The sequence below is a fragment of the Sporosarcina newyorkensis genome, assembly GCF_900167515.1.
Classification (GTDB): Bacteria; Bacillota; Bacilli; order Bacillales_A; family Planococcaceae; genus Sporosarcina; species Sporosarcina newyorkensis.
Map to the genome: position 1 here is coordinate 64458 of NZ_FUYJ01000008.1, position 16139 is coordinate 80596.

At 40.7% G+C, this 16139-nt stretch carries 15 protein-coding genes; 4 read left to right on the forward strand and 11 right to left on the reverse strand.

Features of this window, described 5'->3' with window-relative positions; genetic code table 11:
• Positions 1 to 29: 29 nt before the first annotated feature.
• From B5D59_RS14370 to B5D59_RS14385, 4 genes are all read right to left on the reverse strand, one after another.
• Positions 30 to 1658 carry an ABC transporter substrate-binding protein gene (locus tag B5D59_RS14370; RefSeq protein ID WP_078818414.1) on the reverse strand — a complete coding sequence of 543 codons (1629 nt, stop codon included), beginning with the start codon at positions 1656 to 1658 and terminating at the stop codon, positions 30 to 32.
• On the reverse strand, positions 1655 to 2674 hold the full coding sequence (locus B5D59_RS14375; RefSeq protein ID WP_078818415.1) for an ABC transporter ATP-binding protein: 1020 nt from the start codon (positions 2672 to 2674) through the stop codon (positions 1655 to 1657). The genes B5D59_RS14370 and B5D59_RS14375 overlap by 4 nt, the downstream gene beginning before the upstream one ends.
• Positions 2649 to 3674, reverse strand: coding sequence for an ABC transporter ATP-binding protein (locus tag B5D59_RS14380; protein WP_078818416.1), 1026 nt, complete (start codon positions 3672 to 3674; stop codon positions 2649 to 2651). Before B5D59_RS14380 ends, B5D59_RS14375 begins: the two co-directional genes overlap by 26 nt.
• A gap of 204 nt (positions 3675 to 3878) precedes the next feature.
• Complete coding sequence (locus B5D59_RS14385; protein ID WP_078818417.1) at positions 3879 to 5816, reverse strand: alkaline phosphatase family protein; 1938 nt, start codon at positions 5814 to 5816, stop codon at positions 3879 to 3881.
• Between the two features lie 253 nt (positions 5817 to 6069).
• Here B5D59_RS14385 and B5D59_RS14390 point away from each other — a divergent pair, with 253 nt between their 5' ends.
• On the forward strand, positions 6070 to 6696 hold the full coding sequence (locus B5D59_RS14390) for a superoxide dismutase (RefSeq protein ID WP_078818418.1): 627 nt from the start codon (positions 6070 to 6072) through the stop codon (positions 6694 to 6696).
• 90 nt (positions 6697 to 6786) lie between these two features.
• Here B5D59_RS14390 and B5D59_RS14395 read toward each other — a convergent pair whose 3' ends face one another.
• From B5D59_RS14395 to B5D59_RS14405, 3 genes are all read right to left on the reverse strand, one after another.
• On the reverse strand, positions 6787 to 7446 hold the full coding sequence (locus tag B5D59_RS14395; protein WP_245799535.1) for a 3D domain-containing protein: 660 nt from the start codon (positions 7444 to 7446) through the stop codon (positions 6787 to 6789).
• 174 nt (positions 7447 to 7620) lie between these two features.
• The gene (locus B5D59_RS14400) at positions 7621 to 8979 is read right to left on the reverse strand and encodes a sodium-dependent transporter (RefSeq protein WP_078818419.1); all 1359 of its coding nucleotides are present in this window, start codon (positions 8977 to 8979) and stop codon (positions 7621 to 7623) included.
• 253 nt (positions 8980 to 9232) lie between these two features.
• Complete coding sequence (locus B5D59_RS14405) at positions 9233 to 10513, reverse strand: CDP-glycerol glycerophosphotransferase family protein (RefSeq protein WP_078818420.1); 1281 nt, start codon at positions 10511 to 10513, stop codon at positions 9233 to 9235.
• A gap of 146 nt (positions 10514 to 10659) precedes the next feature.
• On the opposite strand from B5D59_RS14405, the gene B5D59_RS14410 reads away from it, so the two are divergent.
• Positions 10660 to 11877: a glycosyltransferase gene (locus B5D59_RS14410; protein WP_078818421.1), complete on the forward strand. Its 1218-nt coding sequence runs from the start codon at positions 10660 to 10662 to the stop codon at positions 11875 to 11877.
• Positions 11846 to 12595 carry an HAD-IIB family hydrolase gene (locus B5D59_RS14415; protein WP_078818422.1) on the forward strand — a complete coding sequence of 250 codons (750 nt, stop codon included), beginning with the start codon at positions 11846 to 11848 and terminating at the stop codon, positions 12593 to 12595. The genes B5D59_RS14410 and B5D59_RS14415 overlap by 32 nt, the downstream gene beginning before the upstream one ends.
• Before the next feature lie 27 nt (positions 12596 to 12622).
• On the opposite strand, the gene B5D59_RS14420 is transcribed toward B5D59_RS14415, so the two are convergent.
• The 3 genes from B5D59_RS14420 to B5D59_RS14430 all read right to left on the reverse strand — a co-directional run bounded on the left by B5D59_RS14420 (position 12623) and on the right by B5D59_RS14430 (position 14765).
• Positions 12623 to 13183: a hypothetical protein gene (locus B5D59_RS14420; RefSeq protein WP_078818423.1), complete on the reverse strand. Its 561-nt coding sequence runs from the start codon at positions 13181 to 13183 to the stop codon at positions 12623 to 12625.
• Between the two features lie 239 nt (positions 13184 to 13422).
• Positions 13423 to 13911, reverse strand: a complete 489-nt coding sequence (locus B5D59_RS14425) for a KGG domain-containing protein (protein WP_078818424.1) — start codon at positions 13909 to 13911, stop codon at positions 13423 to 13425.
• Between the two features lie 158 nt (positions 13912 to 14069).
• The gene (locus tag B5D59_RS14430) at positions 14070 to 14765 is read right to left on the reverse strand and encodes a DUF421 domain-containing protein (protein ID WP_078818425.1); all 696 of its coding nucleotides are present in this window, start codon (positions 14763 to 14765) and stop codon (positions 14070 to 14072) included.
• A gap of 198 nt (positions 14766 to 14963) precedes the next feature.
• Here B5D59_RS14430 and B5D59_RS14435 point away from each other — a divergent pair, with 198 nt between their 5' ends.
• Complete coding sequence (locus tag B5D59_RS14435; RefSeq protein WP_078818426.1) at positions 14964 to 15143, forward strand: hypothetical protein; 180 nt, start codon at positions 14964 to 14966, stop codon at positions 15141 to 15143.
• Positions 15144 to 15382: 239 nt separating this feature from the next.
• Here B5D59_RS14435 and B5D59_RS14440 read toward each other — a convergent pair whose 3' ends face one another.
• Positions 15383 to 16123 carry a hypothetical protein gene (locus B5D59_RS14440; RefSeq protein ID WP_078818427.1) on the reverse strand — a complete coding sequence of 247 codons (741 nt, stop codon included), beginning with the start codon at positions 16121 to 16123 and terminating at the stop codon, positions 15383 to 15385.
• Positions 16124 to 16139 lie beyond the last annotated feature (16 nt).

The window sequence follows — 16139 nt, forward strand, 5'->3', positions numbered from 1 at the left end:
CTCCCTCTTCTTTATTCATACTATCTTACTTATTTAAATTCCACGTTAGATAATAAATCAGAGCCAGTAGGATGCGGAACAAAACCAGTTAACTCTTGCACTCCGCCTAACAATGGAATGGAATGCGCAAGCGGTACCCAAGGAGCTTCTTCATGAAGAATTTCCTGTGCTTGCTTATAGAGTTCGTTCCGTTTGTCTTCATCTACTTCTGTTTGCGCTTCTAAGAATAGTTTGTGTGTTTCATCATTTTTGAAATACGTATAGTTGTTACTGCCGATATTATCCTCGTCTAAAAGAACATATAAGAAGTTGTCTGCGTCTCCATTATCTCCTGTCCAACCGAGCATGAAGGCATCTGCGTCCCCTTTTTCAGCCTTCTCCAGGTATGTTGCCCATTCATAGGAAACAATTTTCGCTTTGATACCAACATCAGCCAAGTTGCTCTGGATAACTTCTGCTACTTTCGTTCCATCTGGCATGTAAGGACGCGGAACTGGCATTGCCCATAGTTCCATTTCAAATCCATCTTCAAGACCTGCTTGTTTCAATAGTTCCTTTGCTTTTTCAGGGTCGTATGGATATGCTTTGATGTCTTCGTTATAACCTGAAATGGATGGCGGCATTGGGTTATTCGCAATTTCAGCACGCCCCTCGAAGAATGAATCGATAATCGTTTGTTTATCAATTGCATAGTTTAATGCCTGGCGTACTTCCTTCTTGTCAAACGGCTCACGAGTTACTGTTAATCCTAAGTATCCGACGTTCATGGAAGGACGCTCAAATAACTGCAGCTTGTCATTGTCTTCAATTTTCGCGCCATCTGCCGGGTTAATACCGTCTGCCAAGTCAATTTCACCAGATAATAATGAATTCAAACGAGCAGAGTTATCCGGAATGGATTTAAAAATTACTTTATCCAATTTTGGAAGTCCGTCTTGCCAATAGTCTTCATTCTTCTCAATTGTAATCGTTTCATTTGGTTTCCACTCTACAAATTTAAACGGACCTGTCCCAACAGGATTACGCTCGTACTCATCATCACCCTTTTCAAATGCAGTAGGGCTCGAGATCGCGAACATGCTCATTGCGATATTTTTTAAGAATGGTGCTTGTGGACGTTTCAATTTAATAACAACCGTATGATCTCCATCCGCTGTTACCGATTCGATTATATGATTTTCATCATCTTTGAATCCACCGAACATAGAGTTATAGTATGGGAATGTATCCGCATCACCGTTTGCCCAACGTTCGAAGTTTTTGACGACTGCCTCTGCATTTAAATCTGTTCCATCATGGAATTTAACCCCTTCTTCCAATTGAAACGTGTACGTCAGACCATCCTCGCTTGGTTCCCATTCTTTTGCAAGACCTGGTTGAACCGTTGTATCTTGTTCACCGAAATTCAATAATGTTTCAAATAGATTCACTGTAACTTTAAATGTTTCCCCTTCTGTTACACGTGACGGGTCTAGAGACGTTGAATCTCCACCACGTCCGAACACTAATGTCTTGTTTTCATTTCCACCTGTATCCGCAGCGTCTTTATCTTTATCGCTGCTGCCCTCTTTGTCATCTCCGCCTGAACAAGCTGCTAATGCAGTTGACAGAACGAGAAGCATGATCAAAGCGAACGACCACAGTTTCCCTTTCCTCATACAGATCCCTCCAGTTGTTTTTTTCTATCTATATCATCGTTGCCTTCCTGCGTATAAAGATGGCAGGCAACAGAATGACCGGTACTTTCCTCAGCTAAAACTGGTGTTATTTTCGTGCATACATCCATTTTGAACGGACAGCGCGTATGAAACGCACAGCCGCTTGGAGGATTCGCCGGGCTTGGCATATCCCCTTCTATAATGATCTGTTCTTTTTTATAATTTGGGTCCGGTACCGGTACAGCAGACAACAATGCCTGTGTATATGGATGAAGAGGATTTGCATACATCTCTTCGCTTTCCGTGATCTCCACAATTTTCCCTAAATACATTACTGCAACGCGATTGCTTATATGACGTACTACCCCCAGGTCATGCGCAATAAAAATATACGTCAAATTAAATTCCTTTTGCAGATCTTGCATTAAATTTAAGACTTGCGCCTGTATCGATACATCAAGTGCAGAAACAGGTTCGTCTGCGATAATTAATTTGGGATTGGTCATCAACGCTCTGGCAATCCCGATCCGCTGCCGTTGTCCACCACTGAACTGATGGGGATAACGCTTAGCATGATACTCGCTGAGCCCGACAATCTTCAAAAACTCAACTACTTTTTCACGTCGTTCTTTTGCATTGCTGACTCCATGAACAATGAGAGGTTCTTCTAAAATTTTTCCGATTGTATGGCGAGGATTCAAGGAAGCATAGGGATCTTGGAAAACCATTTGGATATCGCGCCGGACTTTCCTTACTTCATTCGCTGACATCGAGTTCAAGTCTCTTCCTTCAAACTCTACAACGCCTTCCGTAGGTTCCAATAAACGCATAATCGTTCGGCCTGTTGTCGACTTTCCACAACCGCTCTCTCCAACAATCCCGAGCGTTTCGCCTTCATTGACGTAAAATGAAATATCATCAATTGCTTTGACGTGACCGACCGTCTTGCCGATCAGGCCTTTACGTATGGGGAAGTACTTTTTCAACCCCTCAACTTTTAGCAGTGGCTTGCTCATCTCGATTAGTCACTCCTTCTTGTTCATCGTATAAAAAGCATCTAGTCTGGTGAACATCGGAGTTTCTATATAGTTCCGGTGTTTCTTCCCAACATCTTGAGAAAGCGCTTTCACATCTAGCTGCAAACCTGCAGCCTTTCTTGATGGAGCCCGGCTTCGGAACATTGCCAGGTATCGAATATAGACGTTCCTTTTTATCCCGCATATCCGGTACAGATTGTATTAAACCGCGCGTATATGGATGACAAGGATTTTCGAAAATCTCCTGTGTCGGAGCTTCCTCTATGACTTGTCCTGCATACATGACAACTACCCGTTCGCATGTTTCCGCCACTACTCCTAAATCATGCGTGATTAATAGGATAGCTGTATTCATTCGCTCATTCAGTTCACGCATCAATTTCAAAATCTGCGCCTGAATGGTTACGTCTAATGCAGTTGTCGGCTCATCCGCAATCAAAACTTTCGGATCGCATACGAGCGCCATCGCAATCATCACACGTTGCCGCATACCGCCCGATAACTGGTGTGGATACTCTTTCATTAATTCTTCCGCACGAGGTAATCCAACTAGCCGCAGCATCTCAATCGCTCGATCTTTAATTTGCTTTTTCGACCAGTTCTTTTTGTGCAGGGAAATAGCCTCAGCCATCTGATTACCAATCGTAAAGAGCGGATTCAAGGAAGTCATCGGTTCTTGGAAAATCATTGCGACATCATTTCCACGAATTTCTCTCATTTCTTTCTCCGTCTTTTTCAAAAGATCCTGATTTTCAAACAGTATTTCTCCCCCGGTAATCTTCCCCGGCGGATTCGGTACTAACTGCATGATTGATAGAGATGTTACACTCTTTCCACAACCAGACTCCCCGACGATTCCTAAGACTTCACCTTCTCTTACATAAAAGTCCACATGATCTACAGCTGGAATTTCCCCAGAATCTGTGAAAAAGGTCGTCTGCAAATCTTTTACTTCTAGTAGTTTCTGCCTTTCTCTCATTTGCTCACCTTTTTTCTTTTTTCTGAAATGATTCATTAATCACTATTATACTTTTTTTCTAATTAAACACAAGATGCTTTTTTGAAAAATATTATTTCTTAAAAAGTTATGTAAATATAGGAAACGCACAGGTAAACGTTCTACCTGTGCGTTTCATAAAAGTATTGATTTCTAATTCTTATATATATTCTATTAATTGAATAATTATTCTAAATTCCAAATTGGTTTACCTTCTACAAATTCAGGTGTTTGCAAACCTAATAATTCATATAGACTTGGTGCAATATCTGTCATGGAAATCCTTTCTGTCATTTCGCCAGATTCAATCATGGGACCAAATGCGTAAAGTATAGGACGTAAGCTTTTTCTTTCGGGATTTCCACCATGACTTCCCAATTCCTTTGTCGGTTCAATTGCAGTTTTTGCATCTTTCCCCATTAAAAATCCAGGGGCAGCAGATAGCAGGATATCTCCGCTATTTTCGTTGTTCACTTCATCATAGTCCGGCATCCCTTCTACCCACACTTTTTCATACGGATTCAAATTGGACGAGTCTTGCTTAGATAATATGGACGAAGTTGGATAAGTGTAGTTAAATGTAGTTCGACCAGTTAACCATTGGAAAACTGGTGCGCCTTCTGGTGAAGGTTTAGCGATGGAGGAAGAGAACATTTCCCTATTTTGAAATACTTTCATTGCCTCTCGCTTTACATTTTCAAATTCCTCAGGCTCCACGATTCCCTTTTTCTCTCGTCCTTTCAAATTCACATAGACATGGGCAATTGTACCGCTTGCTTCCGCATAGGCTTTTGTTTTGGAAGTAATGATTTTTCCATTCTTATCTGTTGCTAGCAACCCGGCTTTTTCAAGTTCTTTGTTTGGTGAAAGTCTAGTGTGAATCGGTTCCAAACCATGGTCGGAAACAAGCAATAAATGATCATTGTCATTGAGGTCATCCGTGATACGTCCAATAGTTAGATCTGTCTGTTGAAACGCCCAACTGACATATGCTTCTTTTTCCTGAACATTCTCTATTGTATAGCCCGGCTGCGCAGGGTCTCTCAGCAAAAAGTTATGCAATTCGTTATCTACATGAGGATAATAATAAAATAACAAGTCAGGTTCATATCGTTCTTTTATATACAAGCTGACATCTGTCACCCAGTCTATAAATCGTTCCCCCGCCTGTTCATATTCTTCCCTTGAAATATCTCCTCTTTCAAATGCGTCGATTTCATCCGCCGCTGGATAGAAACCGAATTCGGAAGCTAGTTCATTCCCAAATTGTTCTGGACCTCTATAAATACCTCCCATGACGGTTCCTTGGAAGAGTTGCAGTTCATCTATTTTTTGGGAATTCCCTTTAAATTTCACATAGAATCCGGCACTATCCACCGAAGGGAGATTCAATGGAACAGCTATCCAGTCCTTTAAAGAAACTTGTTTTCCTATCTTTTTTTGATCCGTCGATAAATATATCAATGGTTCTTTCCCTTTATTTTCAGACACCGCTAACACAAACAACTGCTGTGCCGGAAAATCCTTAATATCCAGTGAAATTACTGCTTCCTGAACGGCGGAATCGTCAGTAGGTAATTGATCTATCCGGCCATCATCAATCGGAGCAAATTCCAAATCATGCAATTTGGATTTCGCCAACGTACCATCCGAATAAACAGCATATGTGGCCGCTGAAGCGTTATCAGGATTTGAATCCGGAAAAGCTACCGTCGCTGTAACATCCCCTTGTTTTCTAGCTTCTTTCCAAACAGGTGTCACACCTAAAGTTTGGGAGAATCCACTCTGGTCATCTTTCACTTGTTCACCTGTAGAATGAAATTGATTACTAACTATACCTGTCTTTGACGGACTAGCTCCTGTAGCCAGAGTTGCATGAGAGGGAGCCGTTAACGAAGGCATAACTGTGACGAAATCTGTTGCAAAGGCTGCTTCCTGTTCGAACTTCTCAAGATTCGGCATAAATCCTTTCTCCTTATAACGCTGTGTATCCATATAACCCATTCCATCAAATGAGACCACACTTATTGTTCCACTCGTTTTATTTGCAGCAGCAGACTGGTTAGCAAGAGGGCTCAAACTAATTAATATTACAGTTAAATAGAAGATCATTCGTTTGTTCATTAAGATATCCCTCGCTTTATAAAACTATTCCCTGCGAGAAAAAAGGTAAACTTGCTAACAAGGATATTCAACTAATGTAACTGAATTCATCTAAATTCAGATTAAACAATTACCAGTTCTTTCGATTCATTTATGAGACAGCCTATGAAAAGTCTTGCTATCTTTTAGATTTTATATTAAAGTTGCCCTAAGGAAACTTTATTTCCTTAGGGCAACTTTTAACTTTCTAAATCGTTTCTTTGGAGGTGAAAATTTGAAGCCATTTATTCTTCCTGATTTGCCGTACGCAGTTGACGGTCTTGAACCCTACATCGATGCCCGCACATTGGAAATCCATCATGGCAAACACCACCAAACGTATGTCAACAACCTGAATGCTACATTGGAAAACCATACAGAGCTTCAGTCTAAATCTCTTGAATCCTTATTGACTGATCTTGATCAGGTTCCAGTTGACATTCGGACAGCTGTTCAAAATAACGGCGGCGGACATTATTGCCATAGCTTATTCTGGGAATCCATGACCCCGAAAAGTAAAGGTGAACCGACAGCGGACATTAAGCGAGAAATTGAAAAGTACTTTCAGACGTTCGATAACTTTCAAGACTTACTGTCCAAAGCGGCCATCCAGCGATTCGGCAGTGGATATGGATGGCTCGTATTGGATCAAGGCAAGTTATCCATTATGAGCACACCAAACCAAGATACGCCTTTGAAAGATGGAAAAACACCGCTACTCGTGATCGATGTATGGGAACATGCCTATTATCTTGCATATCAGAATCGTCGTCCCGAATTTATTCAAAATTGGTGGCACACGGTTGACTGGGACGTTGTAAATGAACGTTTCCTGCAAGCAAGCAAAACAGCGGCAAATTAAATTCCTTTTCTTTATTTCTAGTTTTACCCTACACTCCAGTTTAGGGCTGCTTGATCTGCAGAAATACAGATCGGGCAGCCCCTTTTTTCGTCAATCCAAAATCCGTATCTTAACTTGTTTCACGCCCCATTCCATTGCACGATCATAAGATGGAATGAATACGTCTATTTTATTGCCTTTAATTGCTCCTCCTATATCTCCCGCAATCGCTTCACCGTAATTCTCCACCCAAACTTTTGAACCGATAGGAACCACTTCTGGATCCACTGCGATCACTTTTTGGTCGGGATTGGTCCGCAAATTTTGCCCAGTATACGTCGTGCCCGAACAGCCTTCGCAATAAGCTGTATAAGCTGTAGCGGTCATCGTCAGTTCTTTAGGCGTCGCTTGTTCTGCTGCGACAGACTGTACAGGCTCAGTTTCCTTCTGTTTTACTTGATCTATCACTGAAAGTTTATTAGGATTCGAGACTACTATCAGTTCATCGCCCGGATGAATACTATCCGTTGTCATCCCATTCCATAACTTCAATGTTTCTACCGAAAGACCTTGATTAAAGGCGATCCGATATAAAGTGTCGCCACTCTTTACTGTATACCTTTCTGTCTTTTCAGGACTATTCTGTTTTTCCAAAAGACTTACTTTCAATAGCTCTCCATCCGGCGCAATCCCAAGCTCCACAGCCTGAACATTTACAGGGCTTAAAAATAAAATCATAACTGCCAATACACTTATAGTTAACCTCAACATGCTACTCCCTCTTTCGTTCTAAGATTTCCCCACAGTCTTACCAAACTATTTACTTCTCATACGAAAAGACGGAATATACTACACTTGTAAAGATTTTATTATTCTCGAATCAAAAAACAAGTGATGAAAACCAATTGGTTTTCATCACTTGTTTACATTTCAGAACTTATTCTTCTATCTCACTATTCCCAAGGTATTCAAGAATACAACGACAATCGTTAAAGGGACAATCCATTTCATCAGAAAATTCCATAAAGGATAATAGCCTTGAGATTTCTGGCTCATCAGCGTAAATTCCTCGCGCACTAACACTTGATCCATTCGGCGTATTATGAAGATCGCAATTAACAGACTGCCTGAAGGCAACAAAATATTACTGACCAAGAAATCCGTCGCATCGAATATACTTTTATCGAACAGAAGGACACCTGACAAAGTACTCGACGAAAGTGCAGATGGAATTGCAGCCACAAACACCACAATACCTATCAGCCATGTAACCATCTTTCGCGAACGTTTTCCGCTCGCTGTCATTGCTGCCACAATGATTTCATATAAACTAAACGATGAAGTCAATGTTGCAAATAAAAACAGAATCAAGAATAATGCCAAGAACACTTGCCCTAGCGGCAGTTGAGAAAAGACTGCCGGCAGTACTATGAATAATAATTCAGGACCAGCTGCAGGCTCTTGTCCAAATGCAAATACTGCCGGGAAAATAGCCAAACCAGCCAACAGAGAAACGAATATATTCATCCCTACAACAGAGGTTGCAGAAGACGTCAAACTGACATCTTTTTTCAAGTATGAACTATACGTGACCATACATGAAAAACCGACGGCTAGAGAGAAAAATGATTGTCCGAGAGCGTATAGCACCGACTCCCTAGTAATACTCGAAAAGTCAGGCTTCAGGAAAAATGAAACACCTTCCATTGCCCCGTTCAACGTCAGTGAACGCACAACTAGAATAATAAAGAAGATAAAAAGCAACGGCATCATATATTTATTCGCCTTTTCGATACCGTTCTGGATGCCAGAAGAAACCACCCATACATTGACAATCGTAAACAGCAACAGTCCGATTAATGTAGTGATTGGCGAACCGACAATTGAACCGAACTGCTCTGAGTAGGAGGCCCCTTCGCTGATGATCTTGCCTGTAACCGATAACCCGCTGTAGACGAATACCCATCCACCTACAACACTATAAAAAGATAGCAAGAGAAAACAACCTGCGACTCCCAACCGGCCAATCCATGGCCAAGCACTCGCAGGAGCCAGCTGTTTGTAGGCACTGATCGCTTCTTTCCCGGAACCTCGTCCAATAATGAATTCTGAAATCAGCATCGGCAATCCAATCAAGATAGTGAACACCACAAACAACAAGAAGAATGCTCCTCCGCCGCTCATCCCTGTTACATACGGGAACTTCCAAATAGCCCCCAGGCCAATCGCCGCACCGGCCGACGACATGATAAATCCAAGTTTTGATGACCATTGTTCTTTACGCTGATCCACTGCCTCACCCATTTCCCTTTATCTTTATTCAGCAGAAGACTCCCACCTTTAGAGGTGGTGTGTGATATCTTGTTCAGTGGGTATTCAAGCGCCTGCTGAACAAGAGAAGTACGCAGGCTAAGATCGCCACATCCTGTGACAACGCCTGCATGATCAACATCCTGTTGACCTAAGCCTCCGGTGGGTGTCACAGATTTTGTATGGAGTTAATTGTGCCAGCACAATTCAAAATCCGGACTCAATTACGCCGAGGCGTAATTGATTTCTACTTATTACAGTTATACTGTACTGCTTCATTGGAAACAAGGGGAAAATCGTCTGGTAAGGCATGTTTGTCTTTAAAACCCGTCCGTTTAGTTACATAGTGCTTGCTGAATAACTCAGTCGCCAAGCGTTCACAGTTTTGCTGATCGAAGAAATCAATATAGTTCGCAGCCTTGTCGAAATATGGATTATCATATTTTTTATCATTTAGAACATGTGATAAGTAAGATAAAACTTCATTCTGCGTGTTCGCCTTATAGCCATATAAATCCTTATCTAAATCCAAATACGAACCACGATTAGACAAAAATTCCTTTTGATCAAAGGTATAGAAAATAATCGGTTTATTCATATACAGGAAATCCCATGAAATGCTGGAATAGTCCGTTATAAGCATATCCGCTTCATTTAACTCTTCCATGACCAAAATTTCTCCGAAACTAAAAAAAGACATACGCTCATTCATATATCCATCCATCCGAAATTGGTCTTCATATTTTTTCATGAATGGATGCAGAATAACACGCAATTCCAATTGATGATCAGTAAGCAAGGACTGCAATTTTTCACTTTTCAGAAGTCCGACCGTAGCTTGAAAATACTCACTCTCTTGAAATTCTTTTTCCGATAAATCAAACAGCCATTCTCTCCAGGTGAGCATCAACATCAATCGTTTCATATGCACAGGAGGTTCATTCGGAGGCAAACGATCAAAACGAGCCATCCCTGTAATAATCAGCTTTTCCTCAGGCATCTTCCATTCATTCCGTTTAATTTCATACTCATAATTAGATGCACAGTTAAAATAATTGCATCTCTTCAGTAAAGGAACATCTTCTTTCTGGATTAAAATCTTTTTAAAACATTCAATTCCGTGGCTAATATGAAGCATCTCTGCCTTCTTGTTAAGGAAAATATAACGGTCCATAAATGGCGCGAGGTCATAAATAATTGAATGACCATGGACGGTATAGCTTGCTCTGAAAAACAATAAATAATTCCGAAAGCTGCCAAGCGGGACTGCGTGTAGAATCGCATGCTGATTTATGTAGTCGAATTTCGGATCATACATCCAGTATATTTTCATTTGTTCTGTATAATTATTCACTAAATATTGATGGAAGACAGCGGCGTTATCTTCATACTTTTCTCCTAAATTCCCTCCAACCAACACAATGGTTTCCCTGTCATTTCTATAAAATATTTTTACTAGTAAATAGGCGATCCATATCTTAATAGTACACCAACATGCAAGAATTATATTGTGGTCTTTCAGCCTCATTCTATCGCCTCCTTTATTCCTTCTTCTTTACCCTTTTTCGATAAATTTAAACAGTTCATGTTTCACTTACCATGTTCAGGGAATAACAAGATAGGCACAGCTACTTAAAAATTTAAAGAATACAAGATAAGAGAGGAGAAAAAGACTTGAAAAGAAAAATATTATTCATCTCAGATCACGGCGATCCCCTTGAGCCATTGGGTAGTGAACAAGCAGGCGGGCAAAATAATTACGTCAAACAGCTCGCACTTGCACTAGAAAAAGAAGGATACTCCGTTGATGTTGCTACACATTGGAATAGTCTTTCAACTCCCCAAATAGAACATTTCGGTGAAGCATGTCGTGTTATACGAATTGCAGCGGGAGAGCAGAAATATGTTCCAAAGAGCAAGCTATTTCAACTAATGCCTGATTTTTATAGGGAGCTCGCTGCTTCAGTTCCTTTATACTCCTACGATTTAATCCATACACATTATTGGCTTTCCGGTTTAGTCGGTTCCTTTATTAAAGAGGATTATCAACTACCCTGGGTTCATACGAATCATTCGCTCGGCATTGCAAAGAAGAAAGCTACGGGCAATTCGGAAGCACTTCGGTTACTAACAGAAAAAATGATACTTAGTACCGCTGACCATATAGTTGCCACATCGAAAACAGAGAAGGAATTGATTCAGCAATTTGTGGACAAGCCTGCAACTACACATGTGATTTCAATCGGAGTTGACAAAGCATTCAAGCCTTCCCAACGGATTCCGAAAGTCCAGCCATACTTTGCTTTTGCAGGCAGACTGCAAACAACGAAAGGTATCTATACATTACTAAACGCTTTTAAACTGCTAATTCGCAAAGAACGTTTGTCTTCACACCCTAATCTGCTTATCGCTGGAGGGAGTCAAGATAGCGTGGACCCTCTAAATCAACTGCCTCGAAGCGAGAAATTGCGGGCGGCCCTCAAAGGTATTGAACATCGAGTAAAATTTATCGGTCCTCAAAGTCAACAACAGTTGGCTAAATTATTCAACAATGCGGTTGCAACGATTGTTCCCTCTTATTACGAATCGTTTGGAATGGTAGCAGCCGAGGCTCAGGCATGCGGCAGTCCGGTAATTGCCTCAAAAGTGGGCGGATTACAAGATGTAGTGAAGCATGAGTTAACCGGCTTGCATGTCAAACATAAGAACCCCGCACAATTGGCAGAAGCAATGACTATTCTTCTGCACAACCCTTCATATGCCAAAGCTCTTGGACAACGTGCAGCCGTATATGCACAGCAAGAGTTTAACTGGTCAGTACTGGCTTATAAAATGGCCAATTTATACAAAGGAGCGTATTATGAAGAAAAAATCGTACTTGCTGGCGACTGATTTGGATAACACGTTGGCAGGTGATCCGGCAGCACTCACAGCTTTATTTGAATTTCATGAGGAGTCTAAGGTAGAACCAGCACTCATCTATGTAACAGGAAGACATTTGGATTCTGCTTTACAATTGATGGAGGAGGAACAGCTTCCTCTACCTGATTTGTGGATCACCGATGTAGGCACGTCCATCTATGAGGCAACTACTCTGGAAGAAGATTCGAAGTGGCATGACTGGGTAAATGAAAACTGGCAACCTTCAAGTATTCTTCGTGTAGCCAGCAGATTTCCTTTTCTGCATCGGCAAGACTTGCCCCAAACGAAACGAATTTCGTTTACAGTAGAGCCGGGACATGCCGAGTCTGTCCATCTCTTTGAAACGGGACTAAAGAGCGAAGGTATTCCACACCATTTCGTCTTCAGTTCCGACCGGGACGTGGATCTGTTACCTGAACGAAGCGGCAAAGGAGCTGCAGTGGATTATGCGCTGCGTCAATATGCGGCTCAAGATGTTAACGTCTTGTTAGCCGGAGACTCAGGAAACGATGCACAAATGCTTTCATTACCTTATCCAGCTGTAATTGTAGGAAATGCACAGCAGGAATTGGATGAACTCCCCACACACCCATTAATTTACCGGGCAACCACAAATTTTGCAGGTGGTATCCAAGAAGCTTGGGATTATTTTTATGATTTTTCAGGCATAAAAAAACCAATTGGTTAACTAAACTGACCAATTGGTTTTTTATATTTAACACGCCAGCTCGATGTTCGCCTGCCGTTTAAGTTCTTCATAATAATATAAGTCCTCTTCGTAAACCATTTCATACGTAGCGAGACTATTTTTACGTATTTGTTCAAAACATTCAGTTTCGATCAAGCCATACTGCTCATTCAAACGAGCTGCATTTTTCCAAGCCGTTTCTTCGAACACCTTATTCATTAGATCTTCTTCTATGAGCATTCCAAGGAGGTCAAGATCTTTAAATATTTGATTCATCGTAAAACTTTTCCTCATCGTAAAAAATTCTAATGTTTTTGTTAACGATGCCTCTAATGCCTCTTGATCCATCACATGACCAAGCTCATGCAAAGTGATTGTCTGCACATATGTTTCAATCGTGCAAAACGGTGCCATCTCCTGATGTGCTGTTGCCAATCGCTTCGTATCATACCCTATATATTTGCCAATAAAGTTATAACTCATATTTACACCATCATGAACTTCACGAATTGGAACATCCATTTGAACTTTCTTCATAACAGCAAAAACCAACTGATACAATTGATCAGACACTAGTTGATTGTTCATTCTCGTTCTTCCCTTTTTTATCTGTCTTTTTACTTTATCAATATAACAACAACGCTATAATACTAGTAGTATATACCCCCAAAAGATATTAATCAATATTTTTTTACTTATAGTAGTAAAATTGACACAAGTAGAAGTTGCTCTACATTATCCGACAACAAAAAAGGGTATTCTGGAATCGTTTCAATCGATTCTAGAATACCCTATTTGTTAGATTATTAGGTTGAGAAAAATTTAACTTATTTCTCGTCGCTGTTATTATTTTTACGCTGTCTGGCACGAGCTTCTCCGCCTTTACGGCCAGCTTCTTCACGGCTCATCTTGCCATTGATGTCATTATCGTTGTCATCGTTGTTGTTGTTACTTCGATTCTTTGAACGCGCTTCTCCGCCTTTGCGGCCAGCTTCTTCTTGGCTCATTTTGCCGTTGTTATTACTGTTGTTACTCTGTTCGGCACGTGCCTCTCCGCCTTTACGGCCGATCTCTTCATAGAATTCACGGTCGTGGTTTTCGGCTGTGGCTTCTCCACCTTTACGGCCAATTTCTTCATAAAATTCGCGGTCATGATTCTCGGCTGTTGCCTCTCCGCCTTTACGTCCGATTTCCTCGTAGAATTCGCGGTCATGATTTTTAGAGGTAGCTTCTCCACCTTTACGTCCCGCTTCTTCAAGAGTCATTTTGTTGTTGTTGTCTTTGTTGTTATTGTCGCGATTGTTTCGGTTAGCCATTAGTACTTCCTCCTAGCGATTTTTTAAAATTTTTAGCTCGTCGACAAGCTTAGTAGTTATATTCCCAGTTCGCCAGTTTCTAAACAAAAAAATACGTATTTACTTCGAATCGGTATAAAGAATTATCAAAGAAAATGTACCGTCTAACTATCTAACTACTATTTCTTATCGATTATCTCTTGGCGTGTCCTAATAAAAAAACCTTCTGTTTTCGACCATTCACAATACAGGATTTGTTTTAAATCAGGATACTTTTTTTCTTTTAGCTGTTCACGCAACCATTCTTCAGTCTTATCGATAAATTGCAGTGTTTCATGTTTCACTTTACCTTGATCAATTAACAATACGGATGGATCTTCTTCAGGGATATTCAATTTCATATCTCCTGCGGTAACCGGCTTATATTGTGCATATTGATTGATTGAAAATTCACCGCTCGGCTCCACGTATAAATCCTTCACTTCCCGCAGTGAAAAAATCCCTTGCCTTCTCAACATCTCACGGAGCTGTTCCATATCCAGCTGATTTTTACTGATCAAATGCATATTGAGCTTGCCATCCCCTATAATTTGATCAGGCGAACCTTTCAACAGCTTGCGAAATACATTGAATTTCATCGCCAACCTTTCTATTAAGTAGATCATGACTGCCCATACGCTAATAGAGAAGATAAAGTGAAGTAGAGTAATCTTTTTATCATATAAACTTTCTTCTAGAATCCCTCCGAATACAAGCAAATACACTACATCATATGGAGTGATTTGCGCTAATTCCTTCTTCCCCAGTAACCGAAGAATGAAAATGAGCATTAAAATACCAACAGCGAGCTTTGCTGCGTTTAATCCATATTCCATTTGAAGTCCTCCTCACTGTATTCGTAATGCAGCTAACATAGTAACCAGCTAGTAAGCTACTAAGCCTATTCCCCTTTTTCAGTTTGCTTAGTCTTTTGTGTTCCATTAATCTGCTTTCTACTTTTTAAAGCAACTCGTATAATTTTCTGAAGAACAGCCAACTTATATTGATTTCAACTTTAGAAAGGAGCGATCAACATGGGACGAGACGAACATACAAAGGGCAGTAATGCTTCAAGTTCTCTTCCGCAGACGCCGAAGAAACAAAAAATCAGGCCTGGCGATATGAAAGAAGAAATTGCAAAAGAATTAGCGGAACTTCGGAGAGATCCCAAATCTTCGGGAGCAACTCGAGGGAAATCTTCTCGTTGGCCCTGATCCATCTTGGTATTACACGTTTCTATTTTGGGATAAATGAAATTCATCTATTCAAAAAGGAACACCCGACTTTTCAGGGTGCTCCTTTTTGTGTTGAGAAAGCATTTTATCTTTTTCTTTGAATTGCTGGAAAAGGCTAAATGTGCGGTGTGGAGCCATGCAGTATTGGTGTGATTCTTGATTGATAACAGAAAAGAAGGCCGTCACTAAAGAGTTTTCTAACTTTCAGGACAGTCTTTTCAACTTTGTGATGTAAGAGGATCCATTTCTTCTATATACTTTTCAAGAACTTCATCCCATTGTTCCGTGAGCGTATTCCAAACTCTCGTAAAATAGACTTTTTCGACACGATTGTATACTAAAAACTCCATGCAAGGGATGAGTTTATCCGCTAGTTGAATAGGTGTTTCTATTTTATCCACTACCATTTGCAAGGAACCTTCCGACGTTTCCGTCTCAACAGAAAGCAGCGCTATGCGTAATAGTTCTCTATCGAGGTTTTCAACGTTGTGAACTTGTTTTTTTGCAAGACGAAATGGCGGGACTTTTGCAGTAAGAATATTTTCTTTTTCTTCACATACTATCTCCTTGTGAGACAAACTATAATAAAAGTTCTTTTCATTTTTTTCAGGGGGATGCTCATAGACCCCTGATTGTAGCTGTTCCACCCCAATCTTCGTCAGTTCAAAGATTCCCTTTCGCTGCTGTATCATTTTTGTCCGTTGCATCTTCTCGAATAAATCCTTTACAAACAACGGCTCCACCGCAAGAAAATCCGCAATGGTTTTTGGCTCCGTAACATCTAACTTTTGTATTGTCAGTAAAATCATTTTCATCAAGATATCCATCGTCGTACGTTTGATTGTCGAATATGGTACTTTTACAAGCTGTACAGGTAATCCCCAACTGGCAGACTGCTTTATTTGCAAGTCGGGTTGCTGCTGTAACTCTTTCTGTAATTTCTTCCGCAGCGAGTCCACGTGCTCACCTTTCTTT